The organism is Pontibacter sp. BAB1700, assembly GCF_000277005.1.
Lineage (GTDB): Bacteria > Bacteroidota > Bacteroidia > Cytophagales > Hymenobacteraceae > Pontibacter > Pontibacter lucknowensis.
In genome coordinates, this window is record NZ_AKIS01000047.1 from 17,619 (window position 1) to 33,533 (window position 15,915).

The following is a 15,915-nucleotide window of genomic DNA, read 5'->3' on the forward strand; positions in this document are numbered from 1 at the left end:
ATTTTTAGGGTTAACAAAAAAACGGTCTCCTGTAGTTTATAGGTATTGTATTCATCTAAAAACAACACAAACGATAAGACTCATGAAAAAAAGCACAGCAAAGGCTCAATGGAAACAAAGGCCTTAAGAACGGCAATGGAGAGGTAGCATCAGGCAGAGGACACTTCAAAGCGAGCTATACCTTCGCCTCACGCTTCGGCGACGACACATCGGCCACTAACCCCGAGGAACTGATTGGCGCGGCACACGCTGGCTGCTTCTCCATGTTCCTGAGCGCACTGCTCGAGAAGGCCAACCACGAGCCGGAGTCAGTGCAGACTACTGCCACGGTACACCTGGGTGAGAAGGATGGCGGTCCGCACATCATGCTGATTGAGTTGAACACCGAAGCCCGGGTGGAAGGTATCGAGGACGATGAATTTCAGAAACTGGCGCAGGAGGCGAAGGCAAACTGCCCTGTTTCAAAAGCATTGGGAGCCGTGCCGGAGATAAAACTGACTGCCTCACTAAAAAAATAAAATTACTATATTGCAGCTTGCACATGAACTGTGCTCGTTTGTTTCACTTTAATAGCTTTATATGCCAACAGCCGGTAATGCAAGATCGTCGCTTCTAGTACAGTTAAGCCCTTCGCGCAATGCTAAGCTTTCGTTCACAGTGCAACTGGTGCTCACCCTTTTCTGGCTGGCCTGGGCGACCATGCTCCTCTTAAGCGACAACCCAACCAATGACCAGAATTACCTGTACTACATTTTCTTCGGACTCGCGGTCGTGTTCCTGGGCTATGTGATTCTGCAGAACACCTCTGTATTTGGCATACAGTCTTACATTGAAGTGACACCGGAGTACATTGTGCAAAAAAACGGTGTGTTCCGCACCAAGATGATCACGGCTATACCTGACATTGTAGCGGTACATATGTCACCCATGGCCCTGCGCATTACGCAGCGTGATGGCAACAAGGTATACCTCGACCTGAAACAGATCCGCAAGAAGCGTGACATCGAGAAAGTGAAGAGCAGAATTCGCGAACTGGCACAGGTGCACAATTTTGAAGTAAGCGAAGCAACTATACCTAACAATTAGTTTAATTAGTCGAAAGAGAAAGATAGAACAGGTATAACCTGAACCAGCAGGCGATAAGTAAAAAGGGAGGGCTATACCTGTAAACGTATAGCCCTCCCTTTTTACTTATCGCCTGCTGGTAGCACAAACAAAAACCGCCGCTACTGAGGTATAGTAGCGGCGGTTTTTGTTTAGAAGCTAAATGGTCAGGTATAGCTTATCCTGCCTTTGACTTAAACTTCTTCTGAAGCTCCTGTATGCTTACTTTGAATTTCTTGTCGGTGTCGATCAAATCGGATACGGTCTGCACGGAGTGGATCACGGTACTGTGGTCGCGGCCGCCGAAGTGGTAACCGATGGACTTGAGTGAATGACTCGTAAACTCCTTGGCGAAGTACATAGCCACCTGTCGCGCCGTCACAATCTCTTTTTTGCGGGTTTTGGCCTTAAGTGAGTCCAGGCTCACCTGGAAGTACTCGGCCACGGTTTTTTGGATGAAGTCGAGGTTCACCTCGGTCTCTACATCCTCGATGATATGCTTCAGGGCCTGCTTGGCAAGCTCCAGGTCAATTTCTTTGCGGTTGAGCGACGACTGCGCGATCAGCGAAATCAGTACACCCTCGAGCTCACGCACGTTGGTATCCACGCTGTAAGCCAGGTATTCCACCACGTTGTCAGGAATATCGATTCCGTCACCCTGCATCTTTTTCTGGATGATGGCCATACGGGTTTCGAAATCCGGGCTCTGCAGGTCGGCGGTGAGGCCCCACTTAAAGCGGGACAGCAGGCGCTCTTCGAGTCCTTTCAGGTCGCGCGGCGGACAGTCGGAGGTCATTACGATCTGCTTGCCGGACTGGTGCAGGTGGTTGAAGATGTGGAAGAACATCTCCTGCGTTTTCTCCTTGCCGCTCAGGAACTGCACGTCGTCGATGATCAGGATGTCCACTAACAGGTAGAAGTTGGCGAAGTCCTGTACGTTGTTCGTCTTCAAAGACTCAATGAACTGGTTCACGAATTTCTCTGACGACACGTAGAGCACGAACTTCTCCGGGTTACTGTTTTTGATGTGGTTACCAATGGCCTGCACCAGGTGCGTTTTGCCCAGTCCCACGCCGCCGTATACCATCAGCGGGTTGAAAGAGGTTGTACCCGGCTTGTTGGCCACGGCATAACCAGCTGAACGCGCCAGGCGGTTACAGTCACCCTCGATGTAGTTCTCGAAAGTATAGGCACCGTTCAGCTGCGAATTCAGGAAGTTGCGGTCGATGGTCTTCGACTCGAACGGGCTCTTGATGAAATTTTGCTCCGGCCGGTAGGAGTTAACAACAGCCTGCGGAATTTTCTTGGTTGGGATATTAACCGTTTGCGGCTTGTTCGCCTCATTTCCACGGTCCACAATGATAGAGTACTCCAGGCGCCCCTCGCTGCCCAACTCCTGGTAGATCACTTTCTTCAGCAAACCTACATAGTGTTCCTCCAGCCACTCATAAAAGAACTGGCTAGGCACTTGTATGGTCAGCACGTTGTCGCGCAGGGACAAAGGCTTGATCGGTTCGAACCAAGTTTTAAAGCTCTGTTCGCCAATATTTTCCTTTATTACCTGTAGACAGTTACTCCATACTGTTGAACAGTCTTTTATCATCCAATTTTCCAAAACACAAAAGATTCGTTTGGTGCAACAAACCTCTCCTTAACGGCGGGGGGTTACAAATTTGACTAATTTATTCTAAACAAAAAATTATTTATTCACGAAGTTAATACAGGGTTATCCACAGCCAAGACAGCGGTCCTTGTGTCGGTCCTTCTCTTTGATTTTCTGCTGAATGTAACATCTATTCTGCCCAAAAACAAACCTGACCAGCCCACTTGGTTGATCATGGTTTCATGGCCGTTTTCGTGGCGTAGCACCTCCGGCTTATCCATGAAAGTATGGGTATGTCCACCTAGTATGAGGTCGATGCCGCTCACCTGCGTCGCCAGCTTGCGGTCATCTATTTTTTCGTTGTCGTAGCTATAGCCGAGGTGCGAGAGGCAAACCACCAAATGGCACTTCTCCTGCTCCCACAGCACCTGCACCATTTCGCGGGCTTTCTCCACAGGGTCCAGGTATAGGGTCTCGCCGTACATGTTCTTACTCACCAAACCATCCAGCTCTATACCCAGGCCAAACACACCTATCCGTACACCCTGCTTTTCGAACACCTTGTAAGGCTGAAAACGACCTTTAAGGATGGTGTTGGAGAAGTCGTAGTTAGCCGTGAGAAACGGGAAACCTGCCAGCGGCAGCTGTTTCTGCAGTCCTTCCAACCCGATGTCGAAATCATGGTTACCGAGGGTAGCGGCATCGTAGCCCATCTGGGTCATGAGTTTGTATTCAAGCTCCCCTTCAAAGAAGTTGAAGTAAGGCGTGCCCTGCCAGATGTCGCCGGAGTCAAGCAAAAGCACGTTGGGCTCCTGCTGACGGATGCTTTTGATCAAGGTAGCACGACGGGCCATACCGCCCATGCCGCCATACTTGCGCCCGTCATCTGGAAAAGGGTCAATGCGGGAGTGCTGGTCGTTGGTATGCAGAATGGTCAGTTTGATACCATCGCGTGCGGCCTCTGCTGAAAACGGCATTCCCAGCATGCTTATACCTGCCGCGCCGAGGGCCGTGTGCTTCAAAAAGTCTCTTCTCTTCATGATCAGGTATAGCTTATGGAATGACAGTCACACGCTTACCAGCCGGAGCAGTTACCTGCTTACCAGCCGCCGTGAGCTGCTGTATTTGCTGGTGAATGGCATCGCGGAGCAAAAGGCCCAGTTTTTCGTATTTCAGCGGATTCTTGAGCATGTCCAGTTTATCGCCTCCGCCAGCCAGGTAGTCGGAGGTAAGCAAGGTATAGCTTTTATTCGGGTCGAAAGGCTGACCTTTGATTTTGATATCCTGTGCCTTGCCGTTAGCTACAGTATAGGTCGCATTGCCGATATAGATGATCTTGCGGGCAGCGGCATCGTCGAACAGCTGCTGCACCGCCTTTCCGCTCAGGGTGAGCACCACCATTTCGTTCTCGAAAGGCATCAGCTCGAAGATATGGCCGGTGGTAATATTGCCTTGTGGTAGTGGCACCCGGAGTCCACCCTCTGTCGTGATGGACAGGTCGATCGGCTTGCCGTAGATCGGTTCGCTCTGTGCCAGCTGCAGGTCCACCACGAAGTTGCCGAGCGGCGATTCGTAGTCACCTTTGCCCAGGGCCACGGGTGCTGTACCCACCACTTCCGACATTTTCACAGTTACTTCTTTGCGGTAAGGGGCCACGAGTGCTTCTACAGCTGGGTCAGCGGCGATAGTTTGATTGACGGCTACGTCTGTCTCCTCCAAATTAGCTGAAGGTTGCAGTGGCCGCTGACAGGCAACTAAACTCAGGCTAAAACCAGGCCGGAAATGTACTTCAAATAAGGGCGCTTCATGGGTGCTGCTGTAATTATCCCCAAAGTTATCAACATTGCGGTGCTCCGGCAAAATGCCAGACTAGAATATTTTCTCTTTCACGCTTAATAAAAACTTATTCGCTGTCACCCAGTAATATAAATTTTTGGCTATATTTTTGATACCTAATTTTTGTATCAGCAAATATGAAATCCACCTTCACCTAATTATTTGTCCTCTAAAAAGTACTGCTCGAATAGAGCAAGCGATAAGTAGTCAAATAATTAACTGAATAATACTAAAGCATCCATGTAATTCGTATTATAATTAACCTCCATCTCTAACCATTTGGCTATGAAGAAACTAGCTCTACTCTTTTTCTTTAACCTCTTGCTTTTTGCGCCGATCGTAGTGCAGGCCACACACCTGTTCAGCGGCTACATCAGCTACACAGTAGATGAACAGAACCCCCGCAAGCTTGATTTTGTCTTTACCCTCTATACCTTGAATGCATCGCCGGCTGACGATCCTTTTGTATATGTATACATGGGAGATGGCGATACTGTGAGGGTTGAAAGAGGCAGCGTTATCAAACACTCAATTTACTATGACAAGGAAGTTTTCACCTGGAGCCATACCTATGCTGCACCTGGCGATTACGTAGTGCACTGGACAGGTGAGAATCGTAATGGAGGAATCTTAAACATACCTGCGCCCACTGATCAATTATCCTTAAAAATAATTACGCGTGTAAAAGTCGGTGCTCCTACACAAAATCTGCATGGCGCAAAGCTGGCCGGTGTCCCCATTGCCGCTGTCTATACAGGAGAGCCCTGGACACACAATTTTCTGGCATACGATGAAGATAGCGACTACCTGGTTTATGAATTGGTAACACCCAAATACAGCACTCTTTCTTTCGAGATTGCCGATATTCCTGGCTATAGGTTACCAGAAGGGCTGACTATGAGCGAATTTGGAGAATTCCATTGGCCAAACCCCGATCAGAAAGGACAGTATGTGATCGCTGTGAAAATCACAGAAATACGGAATGGCAGAGAAATAGGCCACATGATCGTTGACATAAATTTGGTTGTAACAGAACGGACGGATCAGCCAAAAATGAGCCTCTTAAACAAAGACCGCCTGACGGTGAACCACGATGGTTCCATACAGACCTGGCCGGGACAACCGGTGAAACTGGAGTTTTACTTACAGAGAAACCCGGCGAGTGACTTACCGCTAAGTGTCCGACAGTTCGGAGAGATCGATACGTTAAAGCTAGTGGAGGCTTCGCTTGCTGTCCGGGATACTGCGGCTGGTTTAGCCATAACGTACACCTTCACTCCTGAAGCTGACATGGAGCGCACAGAACCTTACTTGATTGGCATGCGTGGCAGACCGATCTATGACAAACCGCAATATCAGCAACCGCTCAGAGTAGAGCATGACTGGGCCTTTGCTTACCTTTATGTAGGAGAGCAGCGGCGTCCACTATCCTCCGGCGACAATTTCCCTCCTGAAAGACCGAAGCTATACCCGAACCCGGCACGGGGCGAGTTCACCTTCGAGGCACCCGACCTGCCGGGCCTCCACCTGCTGGTGCGCGACGTGACGGGTAAGGTGGTGGCAAGCTATAACTTGAGGCCAGGCCGAAACGACTTCGCCCGCCCGGCCAAACTGGCCTCTGGGCTTTATACCTATACCCTCACCAGCCAGCTATCTCCCATCGAAACAGGCAAACTGGTGCTACAGTAGTTTTTGAAACACAAAAGCCTCCCTTACCTGTCGGTGAGGGAGGCTTTTTCTATACCTGTTTACAACTTACTTCTTGCCCTTCCCCTCCATATAATTCAGTGTCAGGCTCGTCAGCGTCTTTACGCCAAGCTTCAGTCCACTTTCATCGATAAAAAAATCAGGCGTATGGTGCGGGGCTACTTCCTCTGGCTTCTTGCCTTTGGACATGCCTCCGACGAAGAGGAACAGTCCTGGAATTTTCTCCTGGTAGAAAGCAAAGTCCTCTGCTCCGGTAACGGCTTTGGCCAGCACCACTTTGTCGCGGCCGGCTACGGTGTGCAGCGTTGGCAGCATGCGCTCTGTCAAAGTTGGGTCGTTGTAGGTTACGGGGGTCTGTGGGATAATCTCTACCTCGGCCACAGCACCGCTACTTTCGGCAATTTTAGTGGCAGTCAGGTTAATCTTTTCGTGTAGCTTCTTTTGCATTTCCACATCCAGCGCCCGGATCGTGCCTTCCATCAGTACCTCCTCCGGTATGATGTTGTTGCGCACGCCACCGTGGATGCTGCCCACCGTAATTACGGCGGCACCTTCCGGCAATTGCGTCTGACGGCTGATGATCGTCTGCAGGCCGTTGATGATCTGTGCAGACACTACGATCGGGTCTATACCTGACCAGGGGTAAGCGCCGTGCGACTGCTTGCCCTTTACCTTGATGCGGAAGATGTCGGCACTCGCCATGGTACCTCCCGGGGTGTACTTGATGATACCCACCTCGGTCTGGGAGTTGATGTGCAGGCCGAAGATCACTTCTGGCTTAGGTCCTTTATCGAGTACACCCTCTTTCACCATCAGGCGGCACCGCCTTCCTCCCCTATCGGAGATCCCTCTTCAGCTGGCTGGAAAATAAACTTCACGGTTCCTTTCAGGTCGTTTTTCATACCTGCCAGAATCTCGGCGGCTCCCATCAGCATGGCGATGTGGGTATCGTGGCCGCAGGCGTGCATCACGCCTACTTCCTGTCCGTTGTAGGTGCTGCGCTCTTTGGAAGCAAAAGGCAGATCCACCCGCTCGGTTACCGGCAGGCCATCGATGTCGGCACGCAGCGCTACTATCGGACCAGGTTTCCCGCCTTTCAGGATGCCCACTACACCGGTATGGGCTACACCGGTTTGTACCTCCATACCTAGTTTGCGCAGGTGCGCGGCAATCTTCTCGGCTGTTTTGGTTTCGCGGTTGCCCAGCTCGGGATATTGGTGAAAGTCACGGCGCCATTCGATTACTTTCGGTTCCAGTTTGTCGGCCATGGTGTTAGCTTTGGCCAATAGCTTAGAGTCCTGCGCAAAAGCAGGTATAGCAGCGAACAGACCGAGGCACAGCGGCAAGGCCCGGCGAAGCAAGGGTTGAGGTATCTTCATGGTTGAGGTATAAAATTTAGGGAATACTAAAGCTACACATTTTGCACGATGCATGCCAACAAAATAACAGGGCATCATGACCCTTAAGCCAACAGAGTCTCTGCGAAGCAGCATACCTTATACCTACACTCCTTTGTACACGTACAGTTATAAGCATAACCATAATACAACTGCACCCCGCCTATTTTTCATAAGCTGCTAGAGAAAGTATATATTTACACGGAAATAACACCCATACACGATGACTGACGAGCAGAAGCTATTCTCAGAATTCAAGCCAGCCACGGCAGACGACTGGGCGGAACGCGCAAAAAAAGACCTGCGCGAAACACCCCTCGAAAGCCTCACCTGGCAAACCTACGAAGGCATCACGATCAAGCCCTACTATACCCGCGAAGACATTCAGCACCTGCCTTTTGCGCAACATAAACCCGGAGACTTCCCTTTTCTGCGCGGCAATGCAGGTAGCGATAACAGCTGGCAAAACATCCAGAAGATAAAAGCGGAGACCAACAGTAAAACCGCCATCGACAAAGCGGCTGACGCCCTGAGCAGAGGCGCCGACGGTGTTCATTTCGTAGTGGAAGACCCGGCGACATTTGATCTTTCCTACATGGCCGAGCGCATCGATCTGACGGCCCAGTCTGTCAGCTATACTCTGAGCAACGATCCGGCTACGTTTCTAAAGAAGCTCTATACCTTGCTTGCAGCGCAGAACATCTCGCACCGCAACCTGAAGGGCTTTCTGAACTACGACCCGATGACGGGCAAAGGAGTCCTGACTGATACCGAAAACAAAGCCATTACCAAGGTACTCGACCTGACCAAAGACAGCAGCGACTTTTACGGAGTAACGGTATGCGGCACCAACTTCAGTAGCATCGGTGCGTCGCTTATACAGGAGGTAGCCTATACCCTGAGTGCCGCCGTGGCGTATACCGATCGCCTTACCACAGCCGGTGAGCCGCTTGAGTCGGTGCTGCGCAACATGCAATTCTGCATGGGAGCCGGTACTAATTACTTTTTTGAGATCGCCAAGCTGCGCGCCCTGCGCCTGTTGTGGGCTGCCGTAGTGGAGGCCTATCAGGCCGAACCGGCACTGGCCGCTAAGTTGCGCATCCACACGACAACCTCCAGCTGGTACCAGACCACCCTTGACCCTTATGTGAACATGCTCCGCGTGACCACCGAGGCCATGTCGGCGGTCCTCTCCGGCACTGATTCCCTTACCGTACTGCCTTTCGACAGCACCTTCAAGGACTCAGACGAATTCTCGGAGCGCATTGCCCGCAACGTGTCCATCATCCTGAAAGAGGAATCGTACCTGGACAAGGCCGTGGATCCTGCCGCCGGTTCTTATTACCTGGACTCACTCACCAACGAACTGGCCTCTAAAGCATGGGAACTGTTCAAAGAAGTGGAAGCACAGGGAGGTTTTGAGGCCGCTTATGACAATGGCTTCATTTTAGGCTCTATCACAGAAGTAAACCGCCAGAAGTTCCGCGACATAGCCACGGGCCGCATGGTGCTGGTGGGCACCAACAAATACCCGAACCCGAAAGAAAAAATCGATTTCGACCCGGAGGAGCTGATCCAGCGCGCCGATTTTGACACGACCCGCGCCGCCTACCCGACCGAGGTGATGCGCATGGCTACCGAACTGCACCTGCGCAAGCGACAGCGTCGTCCAAGAGCAGTTGTGGCTGTAATCGGCAGCTCCGAGCGGCAGCATGTCAATGCTTCTTTTGCGAAAGAATTTTTTAGCTGCGCCGGCTTCGATACGGAGGTGCAGCAATACAATGATCCACACGAGGCGGCCGACAGGTTGCTGCATGCAGCTGCGGAAGTAGTGGTCGTGGCTACGCCAGAAGAAACCTACGCCCGTGAGTTCGGACCAAGGCTGCGCGGGCACAAAGACAGACCGACAGTTATCATGGCAGACAATCCACAGGAGATGAAAGACGAAATGGTGGCCAATGGCTATGATGAATTCATTTTTGAAGACTGTGATATGTCTACCATTCTGGAGCTGGTGCAGAAAAGACTATCCCGGGAAGAGGACAGCAATGCTAACTAAGCACTTCGCTGCCACTCTCCTGCTCACAGGTATGTTGGCAGTTTCCTGCACAACACACACAGATAAAACTGTAAAAAACGAACGCATCGCTATGGATGACGCAATATCAGAAGTAAAACAAGCCCTCGACGGGCAGGTAGCTGCCTGGAACAAAGGCGAACTGGAAAATGCCATGGACTTCTACTGGGAGTCGCCGGATATGCTCTGGATCAGCCGTAACGGTACTGAAAAAGGCTGGCAGGAAGTGCTGGAGATGTTCCAGACCGACTTCACCGATCGTAGCAAGATGGGCGAGTACACTTATGAGCCTTTACACATCGAGCAGGTAAGCCCGGAAGCCGTGTACTACGTGTACCGCTGGAAGATCGAGCTGCAAGGCAGAAAGCTGATGGGCGGCGTATCGTCGCAGCTTTGGAAGAAAGTAGACGGTCGCTGGGTCATCACCTCCGAGCACGCAAGTTAGTTGAGTGATTGAGTGAGTTGGCGATTGAGTGGTTGAGCCAGTTAACGACTATTTAACTCAACTAATCGATCACTTATTCAACAATCACTAAATCACGCATTCACTAAATGAAGTAAAACTGAAGTATGATTAAGTGTATGATCCTATAAAAAATCACTCATTCACTCAATCACTCATTCAAAAATAAACTCATGAAACCTGACTTTTCGAACATAGATATCAACAAAGTTGCTTCGGCGGAGCACGGGCCGAAAGATCCGCTGCAACCGAAGGACTGGAAAACGGCGGAGCAGATTCCGCTCAAAAGCTACTATACCTCCGAGGACGTGAAAGGCTTCGAGCATATGGATTTTGCCGCTGGTCTGCCGCCATACCTGCGTGGACCTTACAGCACCATGTATGTGCAGAAGCCCTGGACTATCCGCCAGTATGCCGGCTTCTCCACCGCCGAGGAATCCAACGCTTTCTACCGCCGCAACCTGGCAGGCGGACAGAAAGGCCTCTCCGTAGCCTTTGACCTGGCCACGCACCGCGGCTACGACTCCGACCATCCGCGTGTGGTGGGTGACGTGGGCAAGGCAGGTGTGGCCATTGACTCGGTGGAGGACATGAAGATCCTTTTCGACCAGATTCCGCTGAACCAAATGTCGGTGTCGATGACCATGAACGGAGCCGTGCTGCCGATCATGGCCTTTTACATTGTGGCGGCCGAAGAGCAGGGCGTGACGCCGGAGCTGCTGAGCGGTACGATCCAGAACGACATTCTGAAGGAGTTCATGGTGCGCAACACCTACATCTACCCGCCGGAGCCGAGCATGAAGATCATCGCGGACATCTTTGAGTATACCTCGCAGAACATGCCGCGCTTCAACTCCATCTCCATCTCGGGCTATCACATGCAGGAGGCCGGCGCCACAGCCGACATCGAACTGGCTTATACCCTGGCTGACGGCCTGGAGTATGTGCGCACCGGTCTGAAGGCAGGTATGGACATCGATGTATTTGCGCCGCGCCTCTCCTTCTTCTGGGCTATCGGCATGAACCACTTCATGGAGATTGCCAAGATGCGAGCAGCCCGTATGCTGTGGGCCAAACTGATCCAACAGTTCAACCCGAAAAACCCGAAATCGCTGGCGCTGCGCACGCACTGCCAGACTTCTGGCTGGAGTTTAACAGAACAGGATCCGTTCAACAACGTGACCCGCACCTGCGTGGAGGCCTTGGCCGCTGCCTTAGGTGGCACGCAAAGCTTGCACACCAACGCACTCGACGAGGCCATCGCCCTGCCAACTGACTTTTCGGCCCGCATTGCCCGTAACACGCAGATATACCTGCAGCAGGAAACCAACATCACGAAAGTGGTGGATCCGTGGGGAGGCTCGTATTATGTAGAGGCCCTCACACACGAGATCGCGCACAAAGCGTGGGAACTGATTCAGGAAGTGGAAGAACTGGGCGGTATGGCCAAAGCCATCGAGACCGGTCTGCCGAAAATGCGCATTGAGGAAGCCGCCGCCCGCAAGCAGGCCCGCATCGACTCCGGAAAAGACGTGATTGTGGGTGTGAACAAATTCCGTCCGGACCAGATTCAGGAGATCGACATCCTCGACATCGATAACACCGTGGTGCGTGAATCGCAGCTTCGCAGGTTGGCACAGGTAAAAGAAAGTCGCGACAACCAGGCGGTGGAAGAAGCCCTTCAAGCATTGACAGTTGCTGCAGAGTCCAATGAAGGCAATCTGCTTGAGTTGGCCGTGAACGCTGCCCGCCACCGTGCTACGCTGGGTGAGATATCTGACGCGTTAGAGAAAATTTACGGAAGACACAAAGCTGTGATACGATCCATATCAGGTATATACTCTGCTGAGCTCTCCGACGACGAGAACTTCGAGCGGGCCAAAGTACTGGCAGACCAGTTTGAGGAAATGGAAGGCCGCCGACCACGCATCATGGTCGCTAAAATGGGGCAGGACGGTCACGACCGAGGCTCCAAGGTAATCGCTACCTCCTTCGCCGACCTCGGCTTCGACGTGGATATTGGTCCGTTGTTCCAGACCCCGGCCGAAGTAGCCATGCAAGCCGCTGAAAACGACGTGCACGTGGTGGGTGTATCTTCACTGGCAGCCGGTCATAAGACACTGGTTCCGCAGTTGATAGAGGAGCTCCGCAAGCTTGGCCGTGAAGACATCATGGTGATCGTAGGCGGCGTTATACCTGCCCAGGACTACGACTTCCTATTCAAAGCAGGCGCTGCAGGCGTGTTTGGCCCAGGCACCATTATCTCTGTAGCGGCTCAGAATATTCTGGAGCAGCTGATCAGAGCAGTGAAGGAATAGAATTAAACGAAAAAATTTGAAAGCTGCAGTTGACTTCGGTTGGCTGCAGCTTTTTTATTTCCAGGATGAAGTTCTATCAGACACACTCCCTGTTCTGATAGGTATACGGCACACCAGTACTTTGCCAGGGGTCTTTTTAAACCGTACCTTTGTAGCAATCACAAAACTCCGCTATGTCATCTAAATCAATCAAATATCTTCTTCTTGCTATTTCCGCTGTTCTTGTCATCTTCTTCATCTACGACTCCTTCTCCCAACCCAGTGTCGATGACCTGAAAGGCGATTTCAAAGAAGTAGCCTTCTACCGCAACGAGAACAATACCGGCCCGATCGTCAGGATCTATGCCGTGACGGTGGCCGACACGTTGTGGCAGGAGATGGAGCAGTACGGCAATTATATGCCGCACACCAAGTATGGCACCACGCGCGTATACTTCTTCCTGAACAGCCAGCCTGCACCGGATCAGGTGCAGCCCGGACAACAGAACTTCGATCCGCAGTTTGCGCCCTATACCTTAGCCCGCTACGAGAAAGACGCCATGGGACAGGTATCCTTCATGCGGCATCCATTTAGTCGCTAAATCGCCTTTTTGTGTCGTTTTGACATTACTACTTATTGATAATTAAGTAGTAACCCCCATTTATTACCGGCATATTTCTGTAGCGCATCTTCAAATTAACCGTAAAAGAGAGGATGTGTAACTTAAAAACTATTATGCTATGAAAATGATTTGGAAAACAGCAGCTGCCTCTCTCTTTATAAGTTCGGCTCTTCTTATGTCCTCCTGCGGCGGAGAACAGGGTGGTAACTCAGAAATGCCACCTGAAACCACGGAAGGCAACACACAGGAAACCGGCATAGAAGGTAATGGCTATGTTATGCCTGAAGATACTGCCGGAATGGGCACTACGACCGGAACTACAACAGGCACTACCACCGGTACTACAGCAGGCACTACCACTGGAACTACGACAGGCACGACGACCGGTACAACTACAGGTGGTATGACAACTACCGGCACGACAACTACTGGAGGTACGACAGGCGGAACCACAACGGGTGGCACTACAACTGGCGGAACCACTACGGGAACTACGACTGGTTCTACAACAGGAACGACAACGGGTACAACCACTGGAACGACAACAGGAACGACTACAGGTACTACTACTGGAACAACAACCGGAACTACGACTGGTACGACCACAGGTACTACGACCGGCACCACTACGGGTACTACAACCGGCACAACAACTGGTGGATCTACGACTGGCACGACCTCTGGTAGCACCACTGGCAACTAGTTATAACCAAGTTCTGGTTGCGGCACCTTTTAGTTGCCGCAACCAGAATATAATTCCCACAATACTCTACAACTGATATAAGACTATGAAAAAACAATGGACCTCACTAACTGCCGGCCTATGCCTGGGCGCAGCTTCTTTGCTGTTAACATCTTGCGGGAGCGAGAATCAGCAATCTGTACCGGATAATCAATCTATTGAAACCCGGGACATAAACAGCGATTCGCTGGAAGACAACCGGGTTGAGAACGCCAGTGGCGGTACAGGTACAAATGCCTCCGGCACCACCACAACCGGCACTACAAGCGGTAGCACAACAGGGGGCACCACTATGTAAGCACTTGTCATTCAAATAGATATGAAATTAAACTAAAAAGCGGGAGCCAACCTGACGGTCTCCCGCTTTTTTTATATTGCAATAGTAATACTTTCAAACGAACAGATTGCTCCATACAATTTCAAGATTTTCCTGCAGGTATTCAGGAAACAAATAATCTTCTCGGTTTAGAGCTTGTGTAATAGGTTGCATAATAGTATACTTGACCCCTTGCTTCCTTAATTCGTATGAATACAGATTCATATAAAATGCGCTGACCATGAAGCAAGGCAAATCAAAAAAATCATACTTCTTACTTAACCTGATTCTTTTGCTTTTATCTTATATTTTCGCTCCTTCCCCGGTACAGGCCCAGTACCGACCGGAGACCGACTTACAAGAGCTTTTTCGCGATGTGCAGCTCCTGCCTGTTTTCCCGGATTCCAAAACCTTTGCCGATTGTGTGCCTCTGCAGGAACCAGCGCATATTTTGCAGGCTTACCGGGAGCAACATGCGCAGCCTGGCTTCGATTTAAAGGAGTTCGTGCTGGAGCATTTTCTGTTACCAACGCAGCCTTCTTCTAATTTCACAACCGATACCAGCCTTTCCGTAACAGCGCATATACGACAGCTCTGGCCTGTGCTCACCCGCATGCCTGATGAAAGCGGTGGCTCGCTCCTGCCCCTCCCCCATGCCTATGTAGTACCAGGTGGCCGCTTTCAGGAGATCTACTACTGGGACAGCTTCTTCACCATGCTGGGGCTGCAGGTAAGCGGCGAAAAAGCCTCATCCAGCACATGGTCGACAATTTCACGCACCTCATCCATACCACCGGTCATATACCGAACGGCAACCGCAGCTATTACCTCAGCCGCTCCCAACCGCCCTTTTATGCGCTGATGCTGCATCTGCTCACCCAGGAGTTGGGCCGCGATGTGTTGGTAAAATATGCCTCCGCACTTCGAAAAGAATACGCGTTCTGGATGGATGGTGCCGAGCAGCTTAGCCCTACCACCCCGACACACCGCCGGGTGGTGCTTTTGCCGGACGGCAGCATCCTCAACCGCTACTGGGACGACCAACCAGCTCCGCGCCCTGAGGCTTACAAAGAAGACGTACACATCGCCCAGGAGTCGGGCAGGCAGCCGGAGGAGGTATACCGCCACATCAGAGCCGCCGCCGAGTCGGGCTGGGACTTTAGCAGCCGCTGGTTCGCCGACAAGCAAAACCTGAACACGATCCATACCACCGACATTCTGCCTGTAGACCTCAACTCACTGCTCTTCCACATGGAGCTGACACTAGCTGAGATGGCTGAACTGGAGCGTAGCCCTGCTGAGGCGCGTCTGTTCCGCCAGAAAGCCAAGGCCCGCCGCAAAGCGGTACTCCAGCACATGTGGCACGAGGCAGACGGCTTCTTCTACGATTATGATTTTGTGCAGGGCGCTACCACCAACATCCCGACATTGGCCTCTGTTTACCCGCTATACTTCTGCATGGCCAAGCGTCGCCAGGCAGCTGCCGTCGCCGAACGCCTGCAGCAGGACTTCCTGAAGGCAGGTGGACTCGCCACTACCCTGGTGCACACCAACCAGCAATGGGACGCGCCGAATGGCTGGGCGCCGCTGCAGTGGATGAGCATACAGGCACTGCGCAACTATAAGCACGAAGAACTGGCCCGCACCATTGCAACCCGTTGGATTACCCTCGGCACTGAAGTACACGAGAGTACAGGCAAAATGGTGGAGAAGTATAACGTAGAAAACCTTGAGCTCGAAGCAGGTGGCG

11 protein-coding genes and 3 pseudogenes are annotated in these 15,915 nt (G+C 51.6%); 10 read left to right on the top strand and 4 right to left on the bottom strand.

Annotated features, from left to right (window positions below):
* Nucleotides 1–176: 176 nt before the first annotated feature.
* Together O71_RS06315 and O71_RS06320 are read left to right on the top strand one after the other, a co-directional pair.
* Nucleotides 177–518: pseudogene (locus O71_RS06315) on the top strand (OsmC family peroxiredoxin); the annotation flags it as partial.
* A gap of 61 nt (nt 519–579) precedes the next feature.
* Nucleotides 580–1,086, top strand: coding sequence for a hypothetical protein (locus O71_RS06320; RefSeq protein ID WP_071530842.1), 507 nt, complete (start codon nt 580–582; stop codon nt 1,084–1,086).
* Between the two features lie 196 nt (nt 1,087–1,282).
* Here the strand turns inward: O71_RS06320 and dnaA are convergent, their stop codons facing one another.
* The 3 genes from dnaA to O71_RS06335 all read right to left on the bottom strand — a co-directional run bounded on the left by dnaA (nt 1,283) and on the right by O71_RS06335 (nt 4,426).
* The gene (dnaA, locus tag O71_RS06325; RefSeq protein ID WP_007654476.1) at nt 1,283–2,707 is read right to left on the bottom strand and encodes a chromosomal replication initiator protein DnaA; all 1,425 of its coding nucleotides are present in this window, start codon (nt 2,705–2,707) and stop codon (nt 1,283–1,285) included.
* Between the two features lie 104 nt (nt 2,708–2,811).
* Nucleotides 2,812–3,747 carry a bifunctional UDP-sugar hydrolase/5'-nucleotidase gene (locus O71_RS06330; RefSeq protein ID WP_007654477.1) on the bottom strand — a complete coding sequence of 312 codons (936 nt, stop codon included), beginning with the start codon at nt 3,745–3,747 and terminating at the stop codon, nt 2,812–2,814.
* Between the two features lie 13 nt (nt 3,748–3,760).
* A complete protein-coding gene (locus tag O71_RS06335) occupies nt 3,761–4,426 on the bottom strand; it encodes a 5'-nucleotidase C-terminal domain-containing protein (protein WP_237717730.1) in 666 nt (221 codons plus the stop codon).
* 402 nt (nt 4,427–4,828) lie between these two features.
* Here O71_RS06335 and O71_RS06340 point away from each other — a divergent pair, with 402 nt between their 5' ends.
* On the top strand, nt 4,829–6,232 hold the full coding sequence (locus O71_RS06340) for a hypothetical protein (RefSeq protein ID WP_007654484.1): 1,404 nt from the start codon (nt 4,829–4,831) through the stop codon (nt 6,230–6,232).
* Between the two features lie 66 nt (nt 6,233–6,298).
* Here the strand turns inward: O71_RS06340 and O71_RS06345 are convergent.
* A pseudogene (locus tag O71_RS06345) lies at nt 6,299–7,629 on the bottom strand (amidohydrolase).
* Between the two features lie 241 nt (nt 7,630–7,870).
* Here O71_RS06345 and O71_RS06350 point away from each other — a divergent pair.
* From O71_RS06350 to treF, 7 genes and pseudogenes are all read left to right on the top strand, one after another.
* Complete coding sequence (locus O71_RS06350; protein ID WP_007654485.1) at nt 7,871–9,706, top strand: methylmalonyl-CoA mutase family protein; 1,836 nt, start codon at nt 7,871–7,873, stop codon at nt 9,704–9,706.
* Nucleotides 9,696–10,169 carry a DUF4440 domain-containing protein gene (locus O71_RS06355; protein WP_007654486.1) on the top strand — a complete coding sequence of 158 codons (474 nt, stop codon included), beginning with the start codon at nt 9,696–9,698 and terminating at the stop codon, nt 10,167–10,169. Before O71_RS06350 ends, O71_RS06355 begins: the two co-directional genes overlap by 11 nt.
* 191 nt (nt 10,170–10,360) lie before the next feature.
* Nucleotides 10,361–12,505, top strand: a complete 2,145-nt coding sequence (scpA, locus tag O71_RS06360; RefSeq protein WP_007654487.1) for a methylmalonyl-CoA mutase — start codon at nt 10,361–10,363, stop codon at nt 12,503–12,505.
* A 173-nt stretch (nt 12,506–12,678) separates the two neighbouring features.
* Entirely contained in the window at nt 12,679–13,086 is a 408-nt protein-coding gene (locus O71_RS06365; protein WP_007654488.1) for a hypothetical protein, read from the top strand.
* Between the two features lie 139 nt (nt 13,087–13,225).
* Complete coding sequence (locus O71_RS06370) at nt 13,226–13,810, top strand: hypothetical protein (protein WP_007654489.1); 585 nt, start codon at nt 13,226–13,228, stop codon at nt 13,808–13,810.
* Nucleotides 13,811–13,895: 85 nt separating this feature from the next.
* Nucleotides 13,896–14,147 carry a hypothetical protein gene (locus tag O71_RS06375; protein WP_007654490.1) on the top strand — a complete coding sequence of 84 codons (252 nt, stop codon included), beginning with the start codon at nt 13,896–13,898 and terminating at the stop codon, nt 14,145–14,147.
* A gap of 259 nt (nt 14,148–14,406) precedes the next feature.
* A pseudogene (gene treF, locus O71_RS22550) lies at nt 14,407–15,915 on the top strand (alpha,alpha-trehalase TreF); the annotation flags it as partial.

Bases quoted from the DNA above. Each gene is read 5' to 3' on its own strand.
- O71_RS06370 (WP_007654489.1), top strand. From the start codon at position 13,226: ATGAAAATGATTTGGAAAACAGCAGCTGCCTCTCTCTTTATAAGTTCG.
- dnaA (WP_007654476.1), bottom strand. From the start codon at position 2,707: ATGATAAAAGACTGTTCAACAGTATGGAGTAACTGTCTACAGGTAATA.
- O71_RS06375 (WP_007654490.1), top strand. From the start codon at position 13,896: ATGAAAAAACAATGGACCTCACTAACTGCCGGCCTATGCCTGGGCGCA.
- O71_RS06320 (WP_071530842.1), top strand. From the start codon at position 580: ATGCCAACAGCCGGTAATGCAAGATCGTCGCTTCTAGTACAGTTAAGC.
- scpA (WP_007654487.1), top strand. From the start codon at position 10,361: ATGAAACCTGACTTTTCGAACATAGATATCAACAAAGTTGCTTCGGCG.
- O71_RS06330 (WP_007654477.1), bottom strand. From the start codon at position 3,747: ATGAAGAGAAGAGACTTTTTGAAGCACACGGCCCTCGGCGCGGCAGGT.
- O71_RS06350 (WP_007654485.1), top strand. From the start codon at position 7,871: ATGACTGACGAGCAGAAGCTATTCTCAGAATTCAAGCCAGCCACGGCA.
- O71_RS06365 (WP_007654488.1), top strand. From the start codon at position 12,679: ATGTCATCTAAATCAATCAAATATCTTCTTCTTGCTATTTCCGCTGTT.
- O71_RS06355 (WP_007654486.1), top strand. From the start codon at position 9,696: ATGCTAACTAAGCACTTCGCTGCCACTCTCCTGCTCACAGGTATGTTG.
- O71_RS06340 (WP_007654484.1), top strand. From the start codon at position 4,829: ATGAAGAAACTAGCTCTACTCTTTTTCTTTAACCTCTTGCTTTTTGCG.